The organism is Micromonospora sp. NPDC005171, assembly GCF_040608575.1.
Classification (GTDB): domain Bacteria; phylum Actinomycetota; class Actinomycetes; order Mycobacteriales; family Micromonosporaceae; genus Micromonospora.
Map to the genome: position 1 here is coordinate 39,189 of NZ_JBEXIM010000027.1, position 22,552 is coordinate 61,740.

Here is a 22,552-nt window from a genome sequence, read left to right on the forward strand (position 1 = left end):
CGCGGTGATGTGACGACCGTGGGGTCCATGCTGCACACCCTGGACGACCCGGCTCGGCGGGCGCTCGGTGACGAACTGATCGCCCACGTTCGACGCCGGCGGGACCACTGGGCGTGGGGGAGTGAGGCGACCGCGTTGGCGGTGGCCGCGGTGGGCACGTTGAGCACCGCGACGAAGGCCGCGGCCCTGCTCGGTCGACGGTCGATCATGTTGACGGATGCCGACCCCGAGCCGGTGGTCGGTGTGGCGCGGCAGCGGGGTGTGCCCTGGCTGGCCGACCTGGCGTACCGGCTGGCCGAGCGGTTGCCCCGCAGCAGAGCATGGGAAGGGTGGCACTTCGTCGCCGAGCTGCTGCTGTCGGAGAAGGTGCCGCCGCCGACCGGGGACGCGTTTGTGGTCGGCTGGGCGCAGTCGATGTGGTGGCGGCGGCCGGCCGACGAGCGCCAGCAGGCCCCGCTGCTCGACCGGCTGCGCGCCGACCCGTTCCTCGACCCGTTGTTGCCGCGCCTGTTCGAGGTCGACGGTGTCGGCACCGACCTGGGGTTCAGCGGCGACGGGCAGGCGGTGCCCGCGGCATTGGCCGCCCTGGCGACGGAGGGGCGGCTCGACCGGGCCGTGCTGTTGGACGGGGTGCTGGGTCGGCTGCTGCGCGGCGACCGCCCGGGCGCGTTGCGCCCGTTCCTCGCCCTGCACGAACAGCTTCGACCCGGCCCGGACGAGGTGGCGGCGCGGGCGAGCGGATATCTGCGGTTGCTCGCCGACGGGCCCGGGCCGGTGGCCGGCGTCGCGCAGCGGGCGCTACGCGACGCGGCCGGGCAGCTGGAGTTCGAGGCGTTGCTGGACACCTCACGGGTGGTGCTAAGTCGGCCGGAGAAGGCGCTGGTGCGGGCGCAGCTGTCCTGGCTGGACCGGCTGGCCCGGCAAAACCCCGAGCGGGCCGCCGACATCGCCGAGGTCCTCGCCTCGGGCGTCGAACACCCGGCCGCCGACCTGCGCGACCGCGCGACAGTGTTGGCGCAGCGGTACGGCCACCGGCCGGTCGCCACTGTCACCGTGCGGGTGGCCGGCGACGAGCTGCCTGCGCCGGTGCCGCCGGCGCTTGCCGCGCCGCCGATCACCGATGTGGACGAGCTGGTCGAGGAGGTTGCCGCGGGGCTCACCCCGCGCTGGCCCGCCGCGACCCTGGAGCGGGTCCTCGACGGGCTGGTCCGGTTGACGACCACCGAACGGGACCGGCTGGCCGCCGCCCTGCTGCCGGTGCTGCGGCGGGGCGAGGTGGGCGCCTGGGACCACATGTGGTCGCAGTTCAACGTGTCGGCCCAACTGAACGGCGTGCTGTTGGCCGCCGCCGCACCGCCCGAGGTGGCCAGCCGCCGCGACCAGTGGTCCAGCATCGTCAGCCAGCTACTGATCCGGACGCTGCACCTGTTCCGGGGCCGGTCGGCCGTCGAGCCGCCCCGCCAGTCCGCGCTCACGCTCGTCTACTGCGCCCGCCTCGCGGAGATCGGGCAGCGCCTGGACGGGCGGGACGACCCCGGGCTGCTGGCCGCCCCGACCTCCGTCACCGGGGCCATCGACCCGACCGCGCTCTACGAGCGGCTGGCCGCGCTCGGCGACCGCCCGGTGTGGCGATGGGATTTCGCCCAGGCCCTGCTGCGGCTGCCCGTAGGCGTGGACGAGACGCTGGCGAGCCGGGCCGCCGCTCTCGGCACTCCGGCCGGGGGCGAACTGGCCGGCTGGCTGCGCGGCGACGCCCTACCGACAACGGTCCACCAGGTGGTGACGGTCGGCCGGCGCGAGCGTCGGCACACCTACGACTTCGGCTACGACCAGCTGCCTGTGCGGCGCACCCTCGTCACCACCGCCCCGCCGGAGGGCGCGGCGGATCCGCTCGGGCTCGTCACCGTCCGGGCGCACCCCATCGGCCGAGGGTCGGGCGCCTGGAGCAACCTGTGGCCGGCGCTGCTGCCGGGGCACCGGGGCCTGGTCGCCGCCCACCTGCTTCCCGAGCTCGCCGACGCGGCGCAGCTGGACGCCCAGGACGCCGCCACGATCCTGCCGACACTCGCCGAGTGCTCCGGTGCGGGAGGCCCGGCGCTCGACCTGGCGCTGGCCTACGGGCTGTGCGCCCGGTACGAGGTGGACCGGGTGGCCGCCCTCGACGCCCTGCTGATGCTGGCGGCCGCGGGTGACCTCAATGCTCCGGGCGTCGGCGGCCGGTTGGGCGCGCTGGCGGCCGACGGCCAGGTGACGCTGTCCCGGGTGGTCACACCGCTGCGCGACGCGATCGCCGCCGGCGCCCGGCTGAGCGTCTGGCGGTTGCTCGCGGCCGCGCTGCCACCGATACTGGCGGCGCCGACCCCGCCTCGCGGCACGCCTGACCTGCTGGCACTGGGAGCCGAGACGGTCAGGGCCACAGGTGTGGGCATCGAGGTGCCGGGGCTGGCGGAGGTGGTGGCGCGCGGCGGCACGAGTCGGTTGGTGACCGAAGCTCGCCGACTCGCCACCGCACGTGCCGTCTGACCGCTGACGCGCGGGCATCGCGGCCGGCCCGGGTCACCCCGGCCCGGCCGCGTCGGCCCGGGGTCTGACTCCTGGCCTTCTTCGACGGGGACGCAACCTGGTGGTCGTCCGGTCCCGTCGAGCTTGCGGAGGAAGGAGCCTCGATGGTGGATGCCGAGGGTGAGTTCGTGGAGTACGTCTCCGCGCGACTGCCGAGCATGGTGACCGGCGGCTACTACCTCATCGTCCACCTGGTGTCCGGGCCCCGGGTGTTCCACTTCGAGGTGGTGGGGATCGGGGTGGGGCTCGCCCTGCTGTGGGGTCGGCTGACCGGGCGGCCGACGCGGCGCGACGAGCAGTCGGACGGCGCCACCGGGATCCGGCTGTTGCTCGCGATCCTCGGGCTCATCGCGATCGTCGTCGGCGTCCAGGGACTGTTCACTCCGGACGGATGACCGCGAGCCACCGGGTCACGTGGTGGTGGACGGTCGGGGCCGCCAGGTGCCCGCGGCGCTGGCGATCAGGAGTATCGCCGCTGGTAGGAACGCGCCGCCGATGCCCAGCCCCAGCAGCAGGCCCCATCCGGTGATGACGAGCGCGGCCACCAGGTCGGCGATCAGAGTCAGCCGACCGACCCGCTGGGCGAGAACGGGCAGTATCGCCGCGACGACGGGAACGCCGAGCAGAAAGCTGGCTGCGGCGCCCGAGTCGTCCACCGTGAAGGGAGTCAGCGCGGCGGCCACCAGCACGGTGATCGCCAGGGCCGACCATCTGAGCACCGACCGAGCGTCGGCCGGCTTACGGACCAGGACCACGAGACCGACGAGCAGGACGCCCACGATCGCGCCGACGGTCGCCAGACCAGTCATATCGTTCCCCTCGACCGTCGCGGGTGGCGTTCCATCGAAGACGGCGGATCGTCGTCTCTGCGTCTCACGATACGGCTGGTCTGGGCATCTGCACGAGCGCCAACCTCCTGTTCCTTTCGGAATGCGGTGCAGGGCAGGCGGCCTCCGATGGCACCGGTACCGGTGGGCTCCCTACCGTCGGGCCGCCGCCCGGAGAACGCCGTCGAGGCCCTCCTCGAACAACAGGTCGTCATCCCATCGGGCGTCGTCGAGGTGGCCTGAGGCGTCGAGGGTCGGATAGGCGTTGGCGCTCGCGACGATGTGGGCACGGGCCGCGGCCCTGGTTTCCGGCTCCGTGGTGCCTCGCCAGGTGGCTTCGGTGAGCGAGGCGCCGATGACGTAGTTGGCCAGCAGACGCGTCGCCACCGCGAGCTGCAGCCCGGTGCAGCCGCCGCGTACCAGCGCCGATTGCAGAAACTCGGTGCGGGCCAGCACGTTGGGACCGAGCAGGGGGCGTCCGACGAGCCCTGCTGCCCAGGGATGGTCCAGCATGGCGCCGCGCCAGGCGCGAACGAGGACGCGGATGTCGTCCAGCCAGTTGTCGCTCGTGTCCGGAACGGGCACGTCGCCGAAGATCCGGTCGACGGCCAGGTCCAGGACGTCGTCCTTCGTCCTCACGTGCCAGTACAACGCGGTCGCGGTCACGTCGAGCCGCTGTGCGAGGCAGCGCATCGTCAGGCGCTCGGCCCCAAGCTCGTCCAGCACGATCACGGCCGCGTCCACAATGCGATCGAGGGTCAGGGGCGGCTTTCGCCGCGCCCGCGACGGCGTCGCACGCAGCCATACCGGCGGCGCTGTGTTGTTGTCCTGTCGCGGCATCGAGGGCGAGGTGGACATGCCGGGCTCGACGGGGGTCATGGAGGCATCCTAAACAGATGGACAGGCAATTTAACGACGGTAAGGTGATTGTCCGCACGACAGTTGGAGTGCCGGTTGGCGCAAGGAGGTCCCGACGTGCCGCTCCTGCGAGTCCACCTCGACAGTGACCGCGCCACCGCCCGTCGGGTGCTGCAACTGCATCAGGAGGGCAAGACCCATCACGAGTCGCGGGAGGCCGCCCTGGAGCAGGCGTGGCGTCAGGGCCGCACGCCGGCCGGTGATCCGGTCTTCGTCGGCATCACCAACGGTCGCCGCGACGTGCAGCTGCTCTACGACGTCGAGGTCTACTCCGACGCAACCCGCTGAGCGGCGGTCAGCCGGCGTCCAGCACCTCCCGCAGCCGCGCGGCGAACTCCTCGGGCTTGCCCGCGTAGCCGAACTCGCCGCCGAGGAACCCGCCGTGGTGGCTCGGGAACACCACGGCCTCCTGGCCGAGCAGCGCCGCGAGGCCCAGGGAGGTGCGGGCGGTGTACGTTCCGGCCGACTCCTCGCCGACCGCGACCACGATCCGGGTGGGCGCGGCGGTGAGCACCCCCGCGTCGGGGTGGTAGTCGGTGATCGCCCACGAGCTCTTCGACAGCAGCGGATCGTCGCGGCTGCCGTCGTCGTCGTCGGCCATGCCGAACATCGCCGGGTCGGGGGTGGGCTGGGCGAAGTAGGCATCGGTGAACTCGCCCTGCCAGGACGTCATCGCGATGAACGCGGCCATCCCCGCACCCGAGCCCTTCGCCTGGTATGCCTCGTAGAAGCCGGCTCGGGCGCGCTCGGCGGCCGTGGCGTCGGGGAGCACGGCGTTGATCGGCGGTTCGTGCGCCACCAGGGTGGCGACGTCGCCGGGGTGGGTGGCGACCAGTTCGAGCGCCGTCACCGCACCGCCGCTGCTGGCGAACACGTCGACCGGCCCGACGTCGAGCGCCTCGATGAGCGCGTGCAGGTCGGCGGCCTGCTGCTGCGGCGTGTGGTCGGACCGGCCGTCCTTGCGGACGCTGCGGCCCAGACCACGCGGGTCGTAGGTGAGGACCGTTCGGTCCGTGAAGTGCGGGGCGAGCGCTGTGAAGCCGTCCGCCGTCATCGGCTGGCCGATCATGAGCAGCGGACGATGGCCGTCAGTGGGAGGTAGCGGGCCGCGGACGTCGTAGACCAGGTCGACGCCGGAAATGACCAGGGTGTGCGTCTGGATGTCCTGCATCCGATGAGACTACGACCGGCGGGCCTGTGTCGGATGTCTTGCGGGCGGCGAGCCATCCGGTTCTTCGGGACGGCGCGCGTGCGTCGACGGTCAGGTGCTACCGATCAGTGGCGCGGCGGATGTCCGCGGCCATCTGCGACGAGTCGTGGCCGGGCCCGACGCCGTCGACGAGAATCACCTCGCCGGTGAGGTGCCTCGTCCGCAAGGGCTTGATCTCCTGATAGTCCCTGGACCGGTACCAGGAGCGGGCGTGGGTCAGGTCGGGAAACTCAATGACGATCACGTCGCCGGGCCAGTCGCCCTCCAGGACGTCGACGGCACCGCCGTGGACGATGAACCGGCCCGCGAAGGGTGCGAGGGTGGCGTCGATGCGCTCCAGGTACGTCAGCACCTCGGCGTGGACGGGTGCCTTGCGGAGGTGCGCGAGCGCGTACGCGGTCATGATTGTCTGTCCTTTGCGTCTGGTGCGGTGACCTGGGCGGCAGTGATGGCGAGCGGCGCGGGCCGCCGCGTCGCCGCACCGGATCGGTGGTGCCAGAAGAGCTTTCCGGTGTGGTGGTGGGGCTGTCGATTACCTCGCAGGTAATGGCCGGGGTGCGGGCGCGGAACTAGGGTCGGTGAGTGATGATCTCGACGCGGCCGGGGCGACCAGTGGGGGAGCTGCTGCGCGACTGGCGCCGGGCTCGCGGGATGACCCAGCTCGACCTGTCGATCGAGGCGGGAGTGTCGGCCCGGCATCTGAGCTTCGTCGAGACCGGGCGATCCCGGCCGAGCCCGGACCTCATCCTGCGGCTGGCCGAACATCTGGAGATGCCGCTGGCCGAGCGCAACACGATGCTGCTGGCCGGCGGCTACGCGCCCGCCTATCCCCGGCACGACCTGGGGGACCCCGAGTTGGCGCCGGTGCGTGCCGCCGTACGGCAGATCCTTGACGGTCACGGCCCGTACCCTGCGCTCCTCGTCGACGAGCACTGGCACCTGATCGAGGCCAACCCTGCCGTCGCGCTGTTCACCGCGGACGCGCAACCCCACCTGCTCACCCCGCCGATCAACGTGCTGCGCCTCAGCCTGCACCCCGACGGCCTGGCCCCGCGCGTCGTCAATCTGGCCGAGTGGCGCACCCACCTGCTGAAACGGTTGCGCCAGCAGGCGGCGACGACCAACGACCCGATCCTGTACGACCTGCATGAGGAGTTGCGCGGCTATCCCGGTGGCGACGTCGACACGACACCGACCAACGATGCCTTCGCACGCGTTCTCGTCCCGCTCCGATACCGACACGGCGACCAGGAGTTGTCCTTCGTCAGCACCACGACCCTCTTCGGTACGCCGCGGGACGTCACGGTCGCCGGGTTGGCCGTCGAGGCGTTCTTTCCGGCTGACTCGGCGACCACTGAAGTCCTCCGAGCCCGTGCCGCGTCGTGACCCGGGCGCGGCCCGTCAGCCGGCGGGAGCGGGCGGCGGCTGACGGAGCGCGTCGTCGATGATGCCGGGCATCCGCCGGGCCACTCCCGCGAGGAGATCCGCGACCTGAACGCGCGGATCGTCGCGGGAGTCGACCACCACCAGCCCGGCCAGGGGTGACACCCCCTTCGGTAACGCCCCAGCCCGGTTGACGCCGACCGCCGAACCGTCGCCGTCGTCGATCAACACCCGCTGCAGGCGGGTCAGCCGGTCTGCCGTCAGGGCGCTCTGCTCGTCGTGGGTCACCAGCACCTGCCGCCGGCCGCCGCTCCAGGACAGGACCGTTTCGGCCAGCGCCGGCAGCAGCGGTTCCAGCGGGGGAGGGACCGTGCGGTCGTCGGCGTCGAGCCTCGCCACCACGGCCCGCACATGGTTCGGGCGGAGCCCGTCGAGGACGGCGTCGGCCACCGTGCCCAGCCGGTGTCGCCGCAGCGCGTCCCGGGTCTGGAAGAACCGCTGCACCGTCTGGTCGACCGGAAGGCGCCGCTTCATCCGGACCAAATCGACGAACGCCGACAGGAAGGCGCCCCAGTCGCCTCCGGCCGAGCGTCCGGCCTCGTGCAGGGCGACAGCCGCCGGATGGTGCTCGCGAGCAAGGCGGGTGCCCGCCGCGTACGACGGCTCGGTCAGCAGGAAGTCGACGATCCGGGTGACGAGGAAGAACTCCTTGTCGATGAGGTGGACGTGCGCGCGGCCGGCGAGCGCCGCCAGGAACCACTCCAGTGCCTCTTTCGCACCGGAGCCGCGCAGGAACCGGCCGGACTTGAGCTCGTGTGGCGCGAACCGGAACCCGGACCGCAGGGCGGCGATGAGCGCGACCGCCTCGTCGACGACCAGGTCGACGCTCGCGTGCGTGATCACCGGGGCGGTCGAGTGCAGCAGGTTGGTGCCCGAGAATCCCGACTCGTCGCAGGCGATCTCCACGACGGCCCCGAGCACCACCGCGTCGCCCGGCGGTAGTCCGCCTTGAAGAGGCGATCTCACCGCCGAACTCCCGCCATGCCGCTCATGATCACCCGCGTGCCGGCGGAGAGCAACCCGATTGCGGACGCGACCCCCGACGCCAGCCGTCTGCTCAGTGGTCGCTGCAGCCGACCTGGTCGCCGATCTCCGGCGGTATGCCGAACGGGGTGCATTCGAGCGCGCTGCCCTCGCCCAGCTTCTGCCACCCGCCGCCCGAGTGCTTGAACAACAGCACACCGTCGCCCTGCATCCCGGGGTCGACGGCGATCACACCGGCCGTGGCCCACTGCCGCGCGCACTTGATCTGATCCGGGTCGATCCGGTGGGTGCCGCTGTTCAACCCCGAGGCGCGCTGCAGGGTGGCTGCGCTCACCGGACAGGCGGCTCGGGTGGCGCCGGGCGTCGCGCCGCGGGTGGGTGACGCGCTGCGGGCCGGTGGCGCGCTGATGGCGGTGGACGGCGTTGCAGGCGACGTGGGTGTGGTGCTCGCCGGTGCCGGGGTGCTCGCCCCGGCGGCGGGAGTGGGGGCGCTGGTGGTGCAGGCGGCCAGGCCGGCCAGCGCGGCGACGGGCAGGAGGGCGCGGAGCGCGGTCAGAGTCATCGTTCCTCCGAGTGAAGCATCGATCGGGATTTCTCACTACACGTCGTTGGGCCTACCTCGGTTGCGCTGGCGTTTCGGGGTGTACGTCGGAGCCGGTGACTGCGGGATTCGGCCGCCCACAGCCGTACATCTGATGTTTGTCCCACGGGGTGGGTGGCAAGGTGCGGCGATCTGGCGAATCGTCGTGCCGCGCCGGGTCGGCCCGCCGCTGCGCACCCGCCCTTGCGGGGTGCTGACCGGCCAGAGGGGCGCGGGTCCACCCATCGATCGACCATTGCCTATTCTGTGGCCCCGGAGTAACCTTCCCGAAACACATCAGATGTCTGCCTCGCCGCAGCCCGGCGTCGGCCTGCTCAGGCAGGGTCCCGGTTGGCTCCACCAAGCGGATCCCCATGTCGAGTCCCATAGTTGTCACGCTTCGGGGTGGCCGGACTGGTCACCGTTTGGAGGATCGATGTCAGACCTGACCCGTCGGCAAGCCCTCAAGATCGGCGCAGCCGGTGCGGGCGGCGCTCTCCTGCCGGTGCCGTGGACCGCCGTGGCGCGAGCGGACTCGGTGGCGCCGCCGCAGGTGTTGGCCGCCGGGGACATGGCCCTCTGGTACGACGAAGGGGCCGGCACCGACTGGCTGCGGGCGCTGCCCATTGGTAACGGCCGGCTCGGCGCCATGGTCTTCGGCAACGTCGACACCGAGCGACTGCAGCTCAACGAGGACACCGTCTGGGCTGGCGGCCCGCACGACCCCAGCAACCCCAGAGGCGCGGCAGCGCTCGCGGAGATCCGCCGGCTGGTCAACGCGAACCAGTGGACCCAGGCCCAGGATCTGATCAACCAGACCATGATGGGTAACCCCGGCGGCCAGCTGGCCTACCAGACCGTCGGCAACCTCCGGCTCGCCTTCGGCTCCGCCAGTGGGGCCTCCCAGCACAACCGGACGCTCGACCTCACCACCGCCACCGCCACGACGACGTACGTGCTGAACGGCATTCGTTACCAGCGGGAGGTGTTCGCCAGCGCGCCCGACCAGGTCATCGCGATTCGGTTGACCGCCGACCGGACCGGCTCGATCAGTTTCACCGCCACCTTCGACAGCCCGCAGCGCACCACGGTGTCCAGCCCGGACGGCACCACGATCGGACTCGACGGCGTCTCCGGAACCATGGAGGGCGTCACCGGCGCGGTCCGCTTCCTGGCCCTGGCCAACGCGACCGTCAGCGGCGGCAGCGTGTCCAGCTCCGGTGGCACCCTGCGGGTGACCAACGCCAACAGCGTGACCCTGCTGATCTCCATCGGCTCCAGCTACGTGAACTACCGCAACGTCGGCGGCGACTACCAGGGCATCGCCCGGCAGCGCCTCACCGCCGCGCGGGCCAGCAGCTACGACCAGCTGCGCAGCCGGCACGTGGCCGACTACCAGGCGTTGTTCGGGCGGGTCACTCTCGATCTGGGCCGCACGTCGGCGGCCGACCAGACGACTGATGTCCGGATCGCCCAGCACAACACCGTCAACGACCCGCAGTTCTCGGCGCTGCTGTTCCAGTTCGGGCGTTACCTGCTGATCTCGTCCTCGCGGCCCGGCACCCAGCCGGCCAACCTCCAGGGCATCTGGAACGACTCGCTGACCCCCTCCTGGGATTCGAAGTACACGATCAACGCCAACCTGCCGATGAACTACTGGCCGGCCAACACCACCAACCTGGCCGAGTGCCACAACCCGGTTTTCGACATGGTCAGGGACCTCGCCGTCACCGGAGCGCGGACCGCCCAGGTGCAGTACGGCGCCGCCAGCGGGTGGGTCACCCACCACAACACCGACGCGTGGCGTGCCACAGCGGTGGTGGACGGCGCGTTCTGGGGCATGTGGCAGACCGGCGGCGCCTGGCTGTCCACGTTGATCTGGGACCACTACCTGTTCAACGGCGACATCGAGTTCCTGCGGACGAACTACCCGGCCATGAAGGGCGCGGCGCAGTTCTTCCTCAACACCCTGGTGACCGAGCCGACCCTCGGTTACCTGGTGACCAACCCGTCGAACTCCCCGGAGCTGAGCCACCACGCGAACGCCAGCGTGTGCGCCGGCCCCACGATGGACAACCAGATCCTGCGGGACCTGTTCGACGCGTGCGCCCGAGCGAGCGAGATCCTCGACGTGGACAGCACCTTCCGGGCGCAGGTTCGCGCCACCCGGGACCGGCTCCCACCCATGAAGATCGGCTCGCGCGGCAACATCATGGAGTGGCTCTACGACTGGGTGGAGACCGAGCCCAACCACCGGCACATCTCGCACCTGTACGGGTTGGCTCCCAGTAACCAGATCACCAAGCGTGGCACCCCGCAGCTGTTCGAGGCGGCCCGGCGGACCCTCGCTCTGCGCGGCGACGACGGAACGGGCTGGTCGCTGGCCTGGAAAATCAACTTCTGGGCTCGGATGGAGGAGGGCAAGCGGGCCCACGACCTGATCCGCTACCTCGCCACCACCGCGCGACTCGCGCCCAACATGTTCGACCTGCACCCGCCGTTCCAGATCGACGGCAACTTCGGCGCCACGGCCGGCATCGCCGAGATGCTGCTGCAGAGCCACACCGGCGAGCTGCACGTGCTGCCCGCGCTGCCGCCGGCCTGGCCCAGCGGGCGGGTGACCGGGCTGCGCGGTCGGGGCGGGCACACGGTCGGCGTCACCTGGGCGAGTGGCCTGGCCACCGAGATCCTCATCCGACCGGACCGGGCCGGCACCGTCCGGCTGCGCTCCCGGATCCTGACCGGCACCGTCACTGTTGTCGACACCGCCGACGGCACGGCGGCCCGGACCACCCGGATCGAGTCCGACCTGATCGACGTCACAGTGCAGGCGGGACGCACCTACCGGGTCACCAGTTCCGGTGCCGCGACACCGACGCTGGAGCAGAGCTTCAGCAACGTCGGCATCACCAGCGACAGCAACACCAACGTCGGCAACTTCGACGGCGGTGGGGCGTCGCTCTCCGCGCAGGCCCTGGCGCAGGCCGGCGCCAGCCCGGGCGGCACGGTGAGCCGCAACGGCGTCAACTTCCGCTGGCCCAACGTCAGCTCCGGGGCAGCCGACAACGCCATCGCCTCGGGCCAGACCATCGGCGTCACCGGCACCGGGAGCACCCTCGGGTTCCTGCTCACCGGCACCTACGGCGCGGTGTCGGGGACCGGCACCGTGGTCTACGCCGACGGCACCCGCCAGACGTTCACGCTCAGCTCGCCCGACTGGTACGGCGGTCCGCAGGCCGGGGGGACCGCGGCCATCGTGTCCGCGTACCAGAACCGGCCCAACAACGTCCGCCAGGCCACCGCGGCCTGCATCTACTACGTGGGTGTCGCGCTGCAGAGCAAGGCGGTGGCCTCGGTCGTGTTGCCCAACATCAGTGCCCGACCCGCGACGAACGTGCCGACCATGCACATCTTCGCCATCGCGATCGGGGGCTGACGGCAACGGACTGCTCGGGGGAGCGTGACCGGGCCCGTCCCAACTTGGGGACGGGCCCGGTCACGGCTGTCGGTGCCGCGGTGGTTCGCATGCTCAGCGGATGCGCTCCCCGCGGCTCTCGATCCGGAAGTAGTCGAAGGCGACGTCGAGGTCGGTGGACGTGCCGGCCCGGTTGAAGGCCAGCAGCCCGGCCTTCGTCGGCTCGGCGTTCAGCGTCGTCGAACCGAGGTAGCGGTAGACGCGTCCGTCACTGGAGTAGTACGCGCGGTAGCTGTCACCGATCTTGGTCAGTCGCAGCCAGATGGCGCCGTCGGCCCCGACGATCCGCTGGGCGTCGGCTCCGGTGATCTCCAGGGTGGACGCGGTGCCGTTCTGTTCGCGCAGGAAGACGATCCGGGCCTTGTTGACGGCCGCTGTGGCGTTGGCCATCTCCCAGGCAAGCTTCACGTAGTTGTTGTCGTCCGCGTACGCGAGCACACCGCCCTGCTCGTTGTTTGTGGTGAGCGGGCGGGAGAAGACCACCCGGGACTCGGCCGTCCAGTCGCCGTCGACGTCCTGCAGGGCCAGGTTCCTCGCAGTGTTGACGGTGCCCTGGAGGTCGCCCTGCTGGGCGGTGACGACCAGGGACCCGTTGGCCAGACGACGGTTGCCCTCGTCCGGCCGGACCCACTGCCACTGCGGGCCGAGCTGGGTCGAGTCGAACTCGTCGCTGCCGGTGAGGGTGGTGTTCAGGTCCACTGTGTAGATCGACGACGCTCCGCCGTTCGCGACGGTGACCCGAGCCTGCCCGGTGGGGCCGGCCGCCTGCTCGACCGCGACCGAGGCGGCGGGGTCGGCGGCGGTGGCGGTGACCGTTGCCACGGTCGTGGTGCCGGCCGGCACGAGGGCGTTGTAGCGCAGCACCGTCGGCGCGAAGGACGTCAGGCGCCTGCCGTCGACGCGCAGCGCCGTCAGCGTCGTGTCGGGCACCAGGTTGAAGACGTAGTTCTTCACCAGAGGGCCGAAGAAGCCCTTCGTCGTGACCTTGACGACCGCCTGACCGGGTACGCCGGCGGCCTGGGAGACGATCTCGTAGCGGGCCTTCCGGTCGGCCGTCCGCACCTTCGTGATGGTCGGCGACGCCCCGGCCGGCACGGGAATGGTGTACGAGGTGTCCGACAGGTTGAAGCCGCCGTACGTCCTGCCGTTCACGACGATCGTCGCCGACAGCGGCGCGTCGTCGACCGGGATGTCCCGCCCGCTGAACTCCTGCCAGTAGTTCACCGAGGTGTCCCGCCAGTCGGCGGCGTCCGCCTCGTGGACCGCCAGCTTGGCGCGTACCTCCGCGAACCGGCGTGCGTCGATGTCCGGCTGGAGCGCGTCCCAGGTCTCCCGCATCCAGGTCACATACTGCACGCCCATCTGGTAGCGGTAGACCAGCTCATCCCAGAACGTCCGGCCGCTGTCCATCCGATGGCCCCACGGCACGTGGTGGAACCACATCAGCAGGTTCTCCGGGACCGAGTCGATGTTCCCGTATCGCTGCTGCAACCGGGGGAAGTACTGGGCGGCCAGGTTGCTGCCGGTGGGGGAGCGGCCGAAGCCCAGACCGACGCTGTCGGCCTTGTTGTAGTAGATCGGGCTCCAGTCGTCGCGGCCGGCCCAGTCGGCGGGGTCGGGACGGTAGTGGGCGCCCTCGGCGAACTGGTGGCCGATGCCCAGCGGCGTCTGGTAGCTGACCAGCGACTCCCACGAGCCCATCATCATCGAACGGATGGTGTCGACGACGCGCCGGTCGTTGCTCCAGGTCATCCGCGTCCAGTCGGTCGCGATGTCCGTCGAGTCGAGCGTCCAGTCCCACGCCTGGCGTCCGAAGGCGAAGAGGTTCGCCTGGGCGAAGTGGTGCCCGGTCAGGTTGTCGGCGTTGCCGAGGTTGGCGACACCCACGATGGCGGTGTCCGGGTGGTGCTGGGCGGTCCCGTCGACGATGTTGCCGACCAGGCGCTTCTTCAGCAGCTTCCCGTTCGCGTCGGTCGCGTACGTGTCGGTCTTGAGGATCTCCTCGTACATCGGGCCGAGGTAGGCCAGCATCCAGTTCTGGCCTGTGTACTCCTGCGTGATCTGGAGTTCCAAGGCCTGGTTGGTGTTCTCCATCCGGCCGAACATCGGGTGGATGGGCTCCCGGGCCTGGAAGTCCAGCGGCCCGTTCTTGGTCTGCAGGAACACGTTGTCGGCGAAGCGTCCCCGGCTGCCGTCCGGCTGGACCTCGTCGTCGATCGGCCCGAACTCCAGGTAGGCCCGCTTGAGCCGGTCGTTGTCGACCTCGGCGTTGTAGACGAACGTCCGCCAGTGCACTGTCATCCCGAGCGGCGCCACAGCGGCGGCGATGGCGTTGGCGCCGTCACCGTGGTCGTACCCGAAGTCCTGCGGCCCCGGCTGGCCCTCGGAGTTGGCCTTGACGGTGAGGCCCATGAAGTCCGGGATCGCGGCCTGGATCTGCTGGGCCCGGCGGTGCCACCAGCCCCGGAAATCGGCGCCGTACGGGTCGAGTTGGCTGTTGGTGAGCGTGTCCGGCGCGAACCGGCTGTCGGTCGGCGCGGTGTAGCGGATCGACAAGCCCAGCCTGATGCCGTACGGACGCAGCGCGTCCGCGAGGGCGGCCTCCTGAGCGATGCGGGCGCTCGTCAGGTACGCGTTGTCGGCGTTGACGTTGTTGATGGTGATCCCGTTGATGCCCAGGGACGCCAACGCGCGGGCCATCACGAGGTAGCGGTCGAGGATGACGGGCAGGTTCCGGCCGGCGCTGGCTCCGGTCGCGGCGAAGTTGAAGATCGCCCCGCTCTCCCCGTGCAGCCCGCCCAGTCCGGAGGCGTTGTTGCCCGCGTAGAGACGCTCGGTCTCCCAGTTGTTCAGCAAACGATGCTTGATCTTTGGGGACTCCGCGACGCGGAGATGGTCGATCGGTTTCTGGGTCTGGATGAGCCGCAGGAAGGCGAAGGTTCCGTACAGCGCGCCGAGGTCGGTGTTGCCGGCGATGACGGTGAACCGTGCCCTGCCCGTCGACACCGAGCGGACCAGGTAACCCTCGTCGCCCACAGTGGCCAGGTCGCGGCCCGCGACGGCGCGGCGCACCAGCGGTGAACTCGTCGGCGTGCCCACCACGACCGCGCCGTCCGGGACCGTGCCGCCGACGACGGTCGCCACGGGTGTCGGCTGACCGAGCAGCCCACTCAGGCCGCGGACCAGTTCGTCCCGGGCGGCGCCGAGCGTGCTCTCGACCAGCTTCTCGGTCGAACCGGGAGCCATGGCGAGGTCCGTCGTGTGCCGGTGGACCGTCGTGGCGTCGGCGTTCTCCACCACGATCGCCGTCGCCGTCCGGCGGTAGTCGCGCAGCAGCTTCGCGTCGTCGACCGGCACGTACCGCAGCCACAGGTCGGAGCCGCTGTAGTCGGCCGGCGGCGGGGCCGCGGCGACCGGTGCGGTGGTGGCGACAGTGACGGTGGCCGCGACCGTGGCGATCGCCGTGCCCAGCACGATGAGGGTGCGCCGTAGTCGGGGCACCGAAGCTCGGTTCATCGCCAACTCCTCGTTCGTCCGCTGGGGACGCCGTTCGGCCCGTCCGGCGAGCGCGACGACGTTGACGGATGGATGCGCGTCGATCGTCGTCGGCGCGGCTCCGGCTCGGCAACGAGTTGTCGTTTCTTGTCGCGGGGCCGTACGGCCCTCACCGCAGGTGGGCCGCCGAGTCGGTAGCGGACCGCTGCCGTACCCACGATTGTCGGGCCCGACCGGGGCTCGGGTTGCGCGCCGCCGTCGAGTCGCGGACCACGAGGCGGACCGGCAGGGTCATCGGCCGGCCGGTGTGCCCGGGCGCCCCCTCGATCATCGTGAGCAGGTGCCGGGTCGCGGCCGAGCCCTCCGCGTAGAGCGGCGCCGCGACGGTGGTGAGCCCGGGGGTGACGATGTCGGCGGCGAGGATGTTGTCGAAACCCACCACGCTGACGTCGCCCGGAACGTTGACGCCCATCCGGCTGAGGCCGCGGATGATCCCGATGGCCATCTGGTCGTTGAAGGCGAGTACCGCCGTCGCCGGCCGCGCCCGCAGCTCCTGCGCGGCCCGCTCCCCGCCCGCCATGGTGGGACTGAACGGCCCGATCTGGCGAACCTTGATCTCCAGCTCCATGCCCGCCTCGAGCAACGACCGCCAGCGCACGCCGTTGGGCCAGGACGCCTGCGGCCCCGCGACGTAGGTGATGTGGTCGTGCCCCAGCTCACCGAGGTGCTCGGCGGCCCGCCGTACCCCACGGGGGTTGTCCGTGACGACACAGGGCACATCGGCGAGAGCGCGGTTGAGGACCACCACCGGCCGCTGCTTGGCGACCATCCGGATGGCCGAGTCGGACATCCGGCTGCTGGCCAGCACGATGCCGTCGACCGTCGACATGGTGCGTTCGACCGCCGCCCGTTCCAGCCGGTCGGATTCCTGGGCGTCGATCAGCACCGTGGTGTATTCGCAGTCGGTCGCGGCCTCCTGTGCGCCGCGCACGATCTCGGCGTACACCGGGTTGGTGATGTCGGCGATGACCAGCGCGATCATCTGGGTGCGGGAGGTGGTGAGGGCACGAGCGAGGGGGTTGGTCCGGTAGCCCAACCGCTCGGCGACCTGCCGAATCCGTTCGGCGGTCTCGGAGTTGACCCGACTCGGTCGGGAAAAGGCGCGGGACACAGTGGACGGTGAGACGTCGGCTTCGAGGGCGACGTCGTAGATCGTGACTCTCGTTCCCGGCGGCCTGGTGTGGTCGGGCATCTTCATGCTCCTCCCGGCTACGCGCCGTGATCATGCTATGGCCACGGTGAATACTCGGCAATGCCCCGGCAACAATCCAGCTGCCCCGATCGCATTCGCGCGAGGCAATACATGGCAACCCGTTGCCGCCGCGGCGCGCCGGCTGCCTCAATCAGCACTGATGACACCTGGCGGAGGGAACGGCTCATGGGTATGACGCGGCGCGGAGCTCTCCTGGTCACGGCATCGTCGCTCCTGGTGGGCGCGGTCGGGTGCGGGGCACCCGAAGCTCCCGGTGACACCGCTGGCGACACCACCGGCGAAGTGCCACAGCGGCCCGGCAAGGCCGTCACACTCAACGTCCTCGACGTGGCGGGCAACCTCCAGCTGACCCAGGGGATGATCGACGAGTTCGTCTCGAAGAACCCCGACGTGATCTCCCGAGTGACCTATTCCAAGGCGCCGGCGCCCGAGCTGGCCGGAAAGATCAAGGCCCAGCAGGGGGCGGACCGAGTGGACATCGGTCTCGTGCTGACCGGCGTCGACGGCCTGGCCGCCGGAATCGAGCAGGGGCTCTGGATCGACGTGCTGCCGACCTTCCAGGACCGCCTCGGCGGCATGCGCGACTATCTGGCACCGGCCGCCGCGATGCAGCAGCTCGCCGGCAACGCGGGCGTCACCGTCACCTACTACCCGTCCGGCCCGCTGCTCGAATACCTGCCGTCCCGCCTCGCCTCGCCCCCCACCAACGCCCAGGCGCTGCTCGCCTGGGCCAGAGCCAACCCCAAGAAGTTCCAGTACGCCCGCCCGGCCAACTCCGGCCCGGGCCGGACGTTCCTGATGGGTCTGCCCTACATCCTCGGCGACTCGAACCCCAAGGACCCCACAGCGGGATGGGACAAGACGTGGGCCTTCCTCAAGGAGTTGGGCCAGTACGTCGACTACTACCCGTCCGGCACCACCGAGACGATGAAGAACCTCGCCAACGGCACCGCGCACCTGATCGTCAGCACGACCGGTTGGGACATCAACCCGCGGGTGCTCGGCACGGTGCCCAAGGAGGCCAGGATCACCCCGATCGACGGCTTCCACTGGGTCACCGACGCGCACTACGCCGTCATGCCCAAGGGCGTGTCGACCGACACCCAGGCCGCGGTGCTGGCCCTGTTGGCGTTCATGCTCACCCCCGAACAGCAGGCGAAGGCGTACGACGAGGGCTCCTTCTACCCGGGTCCGGCGATCAAGGAGGTCCAGCTCTCGTCCGCGCCGCAGAAGAGCCAGGACGCGATCCGGGAGTTCGGTCGCCCGGAGTACGACGCGCTGATCGCCGGCAACCCGACCGAGGTCCCGCTCGACGCGAAGAGCCTGGTGGCGGCGTTCAGCCGCTGGGACCGCGAGATCGGCGGCGGCAAGGTCAAGCAGGGATGAGCGCCTTCTCCCAGCTGCGGCTGGACGGGGTGTCCCGCCGGTTCGGCGGCCAGGCCGCGCTCACCGAGCTGGACCTGACGATCGGGGCAGGGGAGTTCATCGCCCTGCTCGGCCCGTCCGGCTGCGGCAAGTCGACGGCGTTGAACTGCCTGGCCGGGCTGCTGCCGTTGACGGCGGGGAGCATCTGGCAGGACGAGCGCCGCATCGACACGCTGCCACCGGAGCGGCGCGGCTTCGGCATGGTGTTCCAGAGCTACGCCCTCTTCCCGCACCTGACGGTCCGGGCGAACATCGCCTTCGGGCTGCGCATGCGACGACTGCCCAAGGAGGAGACGCGCCGGCGTACGGAGGAGGCGGTGCGGCTGGTGCGACTGGAGGACCACGTCGACAAGCTGCCCGGTCAGCTCTCGGGTGGCCAGCAGCAACGCGTCGCCATCGCCCGCGCCGTCGTGTTCGAGCCGTCCCTGGTGTTGATGGACGAACCGTTGAGCAACCTCGACGCAAAGCTGCGCCTGGAGATGCGCACCGAGATCCGTCGGCTGCACCAGTCGCTGGGGCTCACCACCGTCTACGTGACCCACGACCAGGAGGAGGCACTCTCCCTGGCCGACCGGCTGGTGGTGCTGCGGGAGGGGCGGGTGCAGCAGATCGGCTCGCCTCGTGAGCTGCACACCCGGCCGGCGAACTGGCACGTCGCCGACTTCATGGGCTACCGCAACCTGTGGCGGGGCCAGGTGGAGCGGTTGGACGGCGCCCGGGCCACCGTCGAGTCGTCCGGCCACCGCCTGCTCGGCGAGGTGGTGGGGGAGGTGCAGACCCGGGTGGACGTCGTGGTCGCGGTACGCCCCGAGGACATCCGCGTGGACGGGCCCGGCGAGACCCGCAACGCCATGTCGGCGACCGTCGAGGTGGTGGAGTATCAGGGCCGCGAGCTGGCGGCCGAGGCCCGCACCGACACCGGGCTGCTGCTGCACCTGCGGACCGAGCAGCGGATCGCGCCGGGCGACCAGGTCAAGCTCGCCGTCGACCCGCAGCGGCTGCTCGTCTACCCCGCCGACGCGTCGGCGGCGGCCGACCGGCTCGCGGACGCGTCGGGGGCGACGCGGTGAGCGGCGCCGGGCCCGGGAGGCCGCTGGCGCACTGGCAGCACCGTCTCGCCGAGCGGGGCGTCGATCGTCAGCTCTGGTTGCTGGTCCCGGCCCTGGTCTTCGTCATCGCCCTGTTCCTCTACCCGTTCTTCTACGGGCTGACGCTCTCGTTCCAGCCGACCAGGGGTGGGCCGTTCAGCGACTACGCCCGGTTCTTCTCCGACTCCTACGAGCGGGGCACGATCTGGATCACGCTGCGGATCGCGTTGCCCGCCGCGCTGCTGAACGTCCTCGCCGCAGTGCCGATCGCCTACCGGATGCGCGGCCGGTTCCGGGGCAAGCGGCTGGTCACCACGCTGCTGGTCGTGCCGATCACGCTCGGCACGGTCCTCACCGCACAGGGGTTGCTGAACTTCCTCGGCCCGACCGGCTGGTTCAACCGGATCCTGCTCGCCACCCACCTCGTCGACGAGCCGGTACGGCTGACCCACAACTACTGGGGAGTCTTCTTCTCGCTGGTGATCACCGGCTTTCCGTTCGCGTTCCTGCTGGTGCTCTCGTACCTGTCCGGCATCGACCCGACCCTGGAACGGGCGGCCGCGACGCTGGGCGCGGACTGGCGTCACAGGTTCACTCGGATCACCCTGCCGTTGCTGATGCCCGGCCTCGCCACGACCTTCTGCCTGACGTTCGTCCTGGCGTTCAGCGTGTTCCCGTCGGCCGTTCTGGTCGGCAACCCGGCCGGGGAGACCCGGGTCATCTCCCTCGCCGCCTACCAGGCGGCCTACGAGCAGTACGACTACCCGTACGCGTCGGCGATCGCCATGATCATGGGCTTCGTCGAGCTGGTCATCATCGCGGTGGTGCTGGCCGCTCGCGGCCGTTTCTACACCGCCTCCACGGGAGGCAAGGGCTGATGGCGACGACCACCCAGGCGCCACCAGCGCGGCCCACCGCCACCAGCACCGACCGGCGGCGGCGCATCGCCGCCCGGCCGGCCGCCTGGGTCGTGTGGGGCGTCGTCATCTTCTTCTTCCTCAACCTGCTCGGCGTGGTGGCGTCCGTGCTGGTCAGCTCGTTCGGCCAGCGGTGGTTCGACACCTGGCTCCCGGACGGCTACACCACCAACTGGTACGCCCGGGCCTGGGAAGAGTTCGCGCTCCTCCAGGTCATCGTCGTGACGCTTGAGGTCTCCGTACTCGTGGTGGGCCTGTCGTTGGTGATCGGCGTGCCGGCCGCCTACGCTCTCGCCCGGCGCTCGTTCCCCGGCAAACGGCTGATCTTCCTGGTGTTCCTGCTGCCCATCCTGATGCCCCCGATCACGTACGGCATCCCGTTGGCGACAGTCCTCTACAAGTTCGGCCTGGCCGGGCACCTGTCCGGGGTGGTGCTGGCCAACCTGGTGCCGTCGGTGCCCTTCGTCATCCTGACCATGACCCCGTTCATCGAGCAGATCGATCCCCGGATCGAGAGCGCCGCGCGGATGTGCGGCGCGGGCCTGCGGACGGTGTTCCTCCGGGTCCTCACACCGCTGCTGGTGCCGGGCATCCTCGCCTCCGCGATCCTCGTGCTCGTGCGGACCGTGGGCATGTTCGAGCTCACCTTCCTGACCGCGGGGCCCGACTCGCAGACCCTTGTGGTGGCGCTGTACTACTCGATGTCCGCGTCCGGGATCAGGGCCCAACAGTCGGTCGACGCCATGGCGGTCATCTACACCTCGATGATGCTGGTCCTGCTCGTCGTCGCGCTGCGCTACGTCAACCCGACCCAGCTGGTGGCGCAGGTCAAGGACGAGCCGGAGCACTGAGGCCCGCGCCGGCGTCGAGGATCTCACCCAGGCGATTCGCGACACCGATGAGCGCGGGCAGCCTCGTCCGCAGACCGCGATAGGTCGCGGCGAGGGCCGGGTCGACAGCGACGGGTTCGCCGGCGGCGACCCCGGGATCGAGCTGGGTGACCGCCGTCTGAAGATCGGAGGTGTGGCCGATCGCGAAGAGCCCGAGTGCCGCCGCGCCGAGGGCGACGTGGTCGGCCGCACCCGCGACGCGCACCGGGCAGTCCAGGACCGCCGCCATCACCTCGCGCCACAGCGGAGACCGGAAGGCACCGCCGGTGAGGCGTACGCTGCCGATCGGCGTCAGCTCGGCCAGCCGGTCACGGACACCACCGAGTTGCAGGCAGACGCCCTCCACCGCGGCCCGGACCAGGTGCCCGCGCGAGTGCTCGCTGCGCAGCCCGAGGAACGCGCCCGGCGGGGCACAGCCCTCCGGCGGGGCCTCGTCGGCCCGCAGGTAGGGCAGCATCACCAGGCCGTCGCTGCCCGGTGCGATCCGCCCGGCGAGACCCAGGAGCGCCGGCGCGGCGCTGTCGTCACCGAGGACACGTCCCGCCCACCGTACGACGTTGCCGCCGTTGCTGACCGCGCCGCCGACGACCCAGGCGTCGTCGGTCAACGCACCGCAGGAGAACGTCTCCACCGGGTCGGAGAGGGGAGCCTGGACGACCGTCCGCAGGGCCCCGGTGGCCCCGAGCGTCAGACCACCCACTGCGTGGTCGATCGCCGCCGCGCCGAGACTCCGCAACGGACCGTCTCCCGCACCCACGACGACCGGCGTGCCCGACGGAAGGCCGACAGCGCGCCCGGCCGTCGGCGACATCGGCAACACCGCCGTCGTGGGCAGGACCGGCGGGAGCTGACTCTCGGACACCCCGGCGAGATCGAGTACGGCGGGACTCCACAACCGACGGTGCACGTCGAACATCCCGGTTCCGGATGCCGAGGACAACTCGGTCACCAACATCCCGGTGAGCCGATGGACCACATAGTCCTTGAGGCCGACCCACCACCGCGTCGCCGTGCAGAGGTACGGCTCGTGGCGGGCGAACCACAGGAGCTTGCAGAGCGGGTTCCTCGGGTGCACGGGTGTCCCCGTCAACCGGTGCAGCTCCCGGCTCTGGCCGGACGACCGCAACTCACGGGCCGCCTCCGACGACCGCGTGTCACGCCGGGTCAGCAGCGGCGTCACAGGCGTCATCGCCGCGTCCAGCCCGATCAGGCCGTACCTGGCGGAACTCAGCGTGACGGCGACCACCTCCGCCCCGGCGGTGCCGGCCACACACGCGGACATCGCCGCCAGGGTGGCCGCCATGAGCACGTCCGGCTCCTGTACCTGCCAGCCGGGCATCGGCTCCAGCAGTGGGTACTCCCGCGTCGAGACGTGTCGTGCGGTGCCGTCCAGCGCGAACGCGACCGCCCGCACGGCAGTGGTGCCCACGTCGACTCCGACGATCATCCGACGCTCCAGCCCCAT

18 protein-coding genes are annotated in these 22,552 nt (G+C 70.9%); 9 read left to right on the plus strand and 9 right to left on the minus strand.

The window, feature by feature from the left end:
* The first annotated feature begins 27 nt into the window (after window positions 1-27).
* Together ABZU74_RS25095 and ABZU74_RS25100 are read left to right on the plus strand one after the other, a co-directional pair.
* Window positions 28-2,523 (plus strand): DUF6493 family protein, encoded by a 2,496-nt coding sequence (locus tag ABZU74_RS25095; RefSeq protein WP_355428401.1) that lies wholly within the window; start codon window positions 28-30, stop codon window positions 2,521-2,523.
* Between the two features lie 143 nt (window positions 2,524-2,666).
* Window positions 2,667-2,957 carry a hypothetical protein gene (locus ABZU74_RS25100; protein WP_355428404.1) on the plus strand — a complete coding sequence of 97 codons (291 nt, stop codon included), beginning with the start codon at window positions 2,667-2,669 and terminating at the stop codon, window positions 2,955-2,957.
* 15 nt (window positions 2,958-2,972) lie between these two features.
* Here ABZU74_RS25100 and ABZU74_RS25105 read toward each other — a convergent pair whose 3' ends face one another.
* Together ABZU74_RS25105 and ABZU74_RS25110 are read right to left on the minus strand one after the other, a co-directional pair.
* On the minus strand, window positions 2,973-3,371 hold the full coding sequence (locus ABZU74_RS25105) for a hypothetical protein (RefSeq protein WP_355428406.1): 399 nt from the start codon (window positions 3,369-3,371) through the stop codon (window positions 2,973-2,975).
* Between the two features lie 171 nt (window positions 3,372-3,542).
* Entirely contained in the window at window positions 3,543-4,268 is a 726-nt protein-coding gene (locus ABZU74_RS25110; protein WP_355428409.1) for a TetR/AcrR family transcriptional regulator C-terminal domain-containing protein, read from the minus strand.
* A gap of 96 nt (window positions 4,269-4,364) precedes the next feature.
* On the opposite strand from ABZU74_RS25110, the gene ABZU74_RS25115 reads away from it, so the two are divergent.
* Window positions 4,365-4,595: a hypothetical protein gene (locus ABZU74_RS25115; RefSeq protein WP_355428411.1), complete on the plus strand. Its 231-nt coding sequence runs from the start codon at window positions 4,365-4,367 to the stop codon at window positions 4,593-4,595.
* Window positions 4,596-4,602: 7 nt separating this feature from the next.
* Here ABZU74_RS25115 and ABZU74_RS25120 read toward each other — a convergent pair whose 3' ends face one another.
* Complete coding sequence (locus tag ABZU74_RS25120; protein WP_355428413.1) at window positions 4,603-5,478, minus strand: alpha/beta hydrolase; 876 nt, start codon at window positions 5,476-5,478, stop codon at window positions 4,603-4,605.
* Window positions 5,479-5,575: 97 nt separating this feature from the next.
* The gene (locus tag ABZU74_RS25125; protein WP_355428416.1) at window positions 5,576-5,920 is read right to left on the minus strand and encodes a DUF1330 domain-containing protein; all 345 of its coding nucleotides are present in this window, start codon (window positions 5,918-5,920) and stop codon (window positions 5,576-5,578) included.
* Between the two features lie 182 nt (window positions 5,921-6,102).
* Here ABZU74_RS25125 and ABZU74_RS25130 point away from each other — a divergent pair, with 182 nt between their 5' ends.
* The gene (locus tag ABZU74_RS25130) at window positions 6,103-6,903 is read left to right on the plus strand and encodes a helix-turn-helix transcriptional regulator (RefSeq protein ID WP_355428493.1); all 801 of its coding nucleotides are present in this window, start codon (window positions 6,103-6,105) and stop codon (window positions 6,901-6,903) included.
* 15 nt (window positions 6,904-6,918) lie between these two features.
* On the opposite strand, the gene ABZU74_RS25135 is transcribed toward ABZU74_RS25130, so the two are convergent.
* Entirely contained in the window at window positions 6,919-7,926 is a 1,008-nt protein-coding gene (locus tag ABZU74_RS25135) for a hypothetical protein (protein WP_355428419.1), read from the minus strand.
* A 91-nt stretch (window positions 7,927-8,017) separates the two neighbouring features.
* Window positions 8,018-8,506, minus strand: coding sequence for a hypothetical protein (locus tag ABZU74_RS25140; RefSeq protein WP_355428422.1), 489 nt, complete (start codon window positions 8,504-8,506; stop codon window positions 8,018-8,020).
* Window positions 8,507-8,960: 454 nt separating this feature from the next.
* Here ABZU74_RS25140 and ABZU74_RS25145 point away from each other — a divergent pair, with 454 nt between their 5' ends.
* On the plus strand, window positions 8,961-11,960 hold the full coding sequence (locus ABZU74_RS25145; protein ID WP_355428425.1) for a glycoside hydrolase family 95 protein: 3,000 nt from the start codon (window positions 8,961-8,963) through the stop codon (window positions 11,958-11,960).
* A 93-nt stretch (window positions 11,961-12,053) separates the two neighbouring features.
* On the opposite strand, the gene ABZU74_RS25150 is transcribed toward ABZU74_RS25145, so the two are convergent.
* Window positions 12,054-15,515, minus strand: coding sequence for an alpha-glucuronidase family glycosyl hydrolase (locus ABZU74_RS25150; protein ID WP_355428428.1), 3,462 nt, complete (start codon window positions 15,513-15,515; stop codon window positions 12,054-12,056).
* 148 nt (window positions 15,516-15,663) lie between these two features.
* Window positions 15,664-16,746: a LacI family DNA-binding transcriptional regulator gene (locus tag ABZU74_RS25155; RefSeq protein WP_355428431.1), complete on the minus strand. Its 1,083-nt coding sequence runs from the start codon at window positions 16,744-16,746 to the stop codon at window positions 15,664-15,666.
* Window positions 16,747-16,932: 186 nt separating this feature from the next.
* Here ABZU74_RS25155 and ABZU74_RS25160 point away from each other — a divergent pair, with 186 nt between their 5' ends.
* From ABZU74_RS25160 to ABZU74_RS25175, 4 genes are read left to right on the plus strand one after another with little or no spacing between them, the layout of a single operon-like run.
* Complete coding sequence (locus tag ABZU74_RS25160) at window positions 16,933-18,153, plus strand: extracellular solute-binding protein (protein WP_355428433.1); 1,221 nt, start codon at window positions 16,933-16,935, stop codon at window positions 18,151-18,153.
* Window positions 18,150-19,262: an ABC transporter ATP-binding protein gene (locus ABZU74_RS25165; protein WP_355428436.1), complete on the plus strand. Its 1,113-nt coding sequence runs from the start codon at window positions 18,150-18,152 to the stop codon at window positions 19,260-19,262. The genes ABZU74_RS25160 and ABZU74_RS25165 overlap by 4 nt, the downstream gene beginning before the upstream one ends.
* Window positions 19,259-20,158 carry an ABC transporter permease gene (locus ABZU74_RS25170; RefSeq protein ID WP_355428439.1) on the plus strand — a complete coding sequence of 300 codons (900 nt, stop codon included), beginning with the start codon at window positions 19,259-19,261 and terminating at the stop codon, window positions 20,156-20,158. Before ABZU74_RS25165 ends, ABZU74_RS25170 begins: the two co-directional genes overlap by 4 nt.
* A complete protein-coding gene (locus tag ABZU74_RS25175; RefSeq protein ID WP_355428442.1) occupies window positions 20,158-21,048 on the plus strand; it encodes an ABC transporter permease in 891 nt (296 codons plus the stop codon). The genes ABZU74_RS25170 and ABZU74_RS25175 overlap by 1 nt, the downstream gene beginning before the upstream one ends.
* On the opposite strand, the gene ABZU74_RS25180 is transcribed toward ABZU74_RS25175, so the two are convergent.
* Window positions 21,026-22,552: a gluconokinase gene (locus tag ABZU74_RS25180; protein WP_355428443.1), complete on the minus strand. Its 1,527-nt coding sequence runs from the start codon at window positions 22,550-22,552 to the stop codon at window positions 21,026-21,028. The genes ABZU74_RS25175 and ABZU74_RS25180 overlap by 23 nt on opposite strands.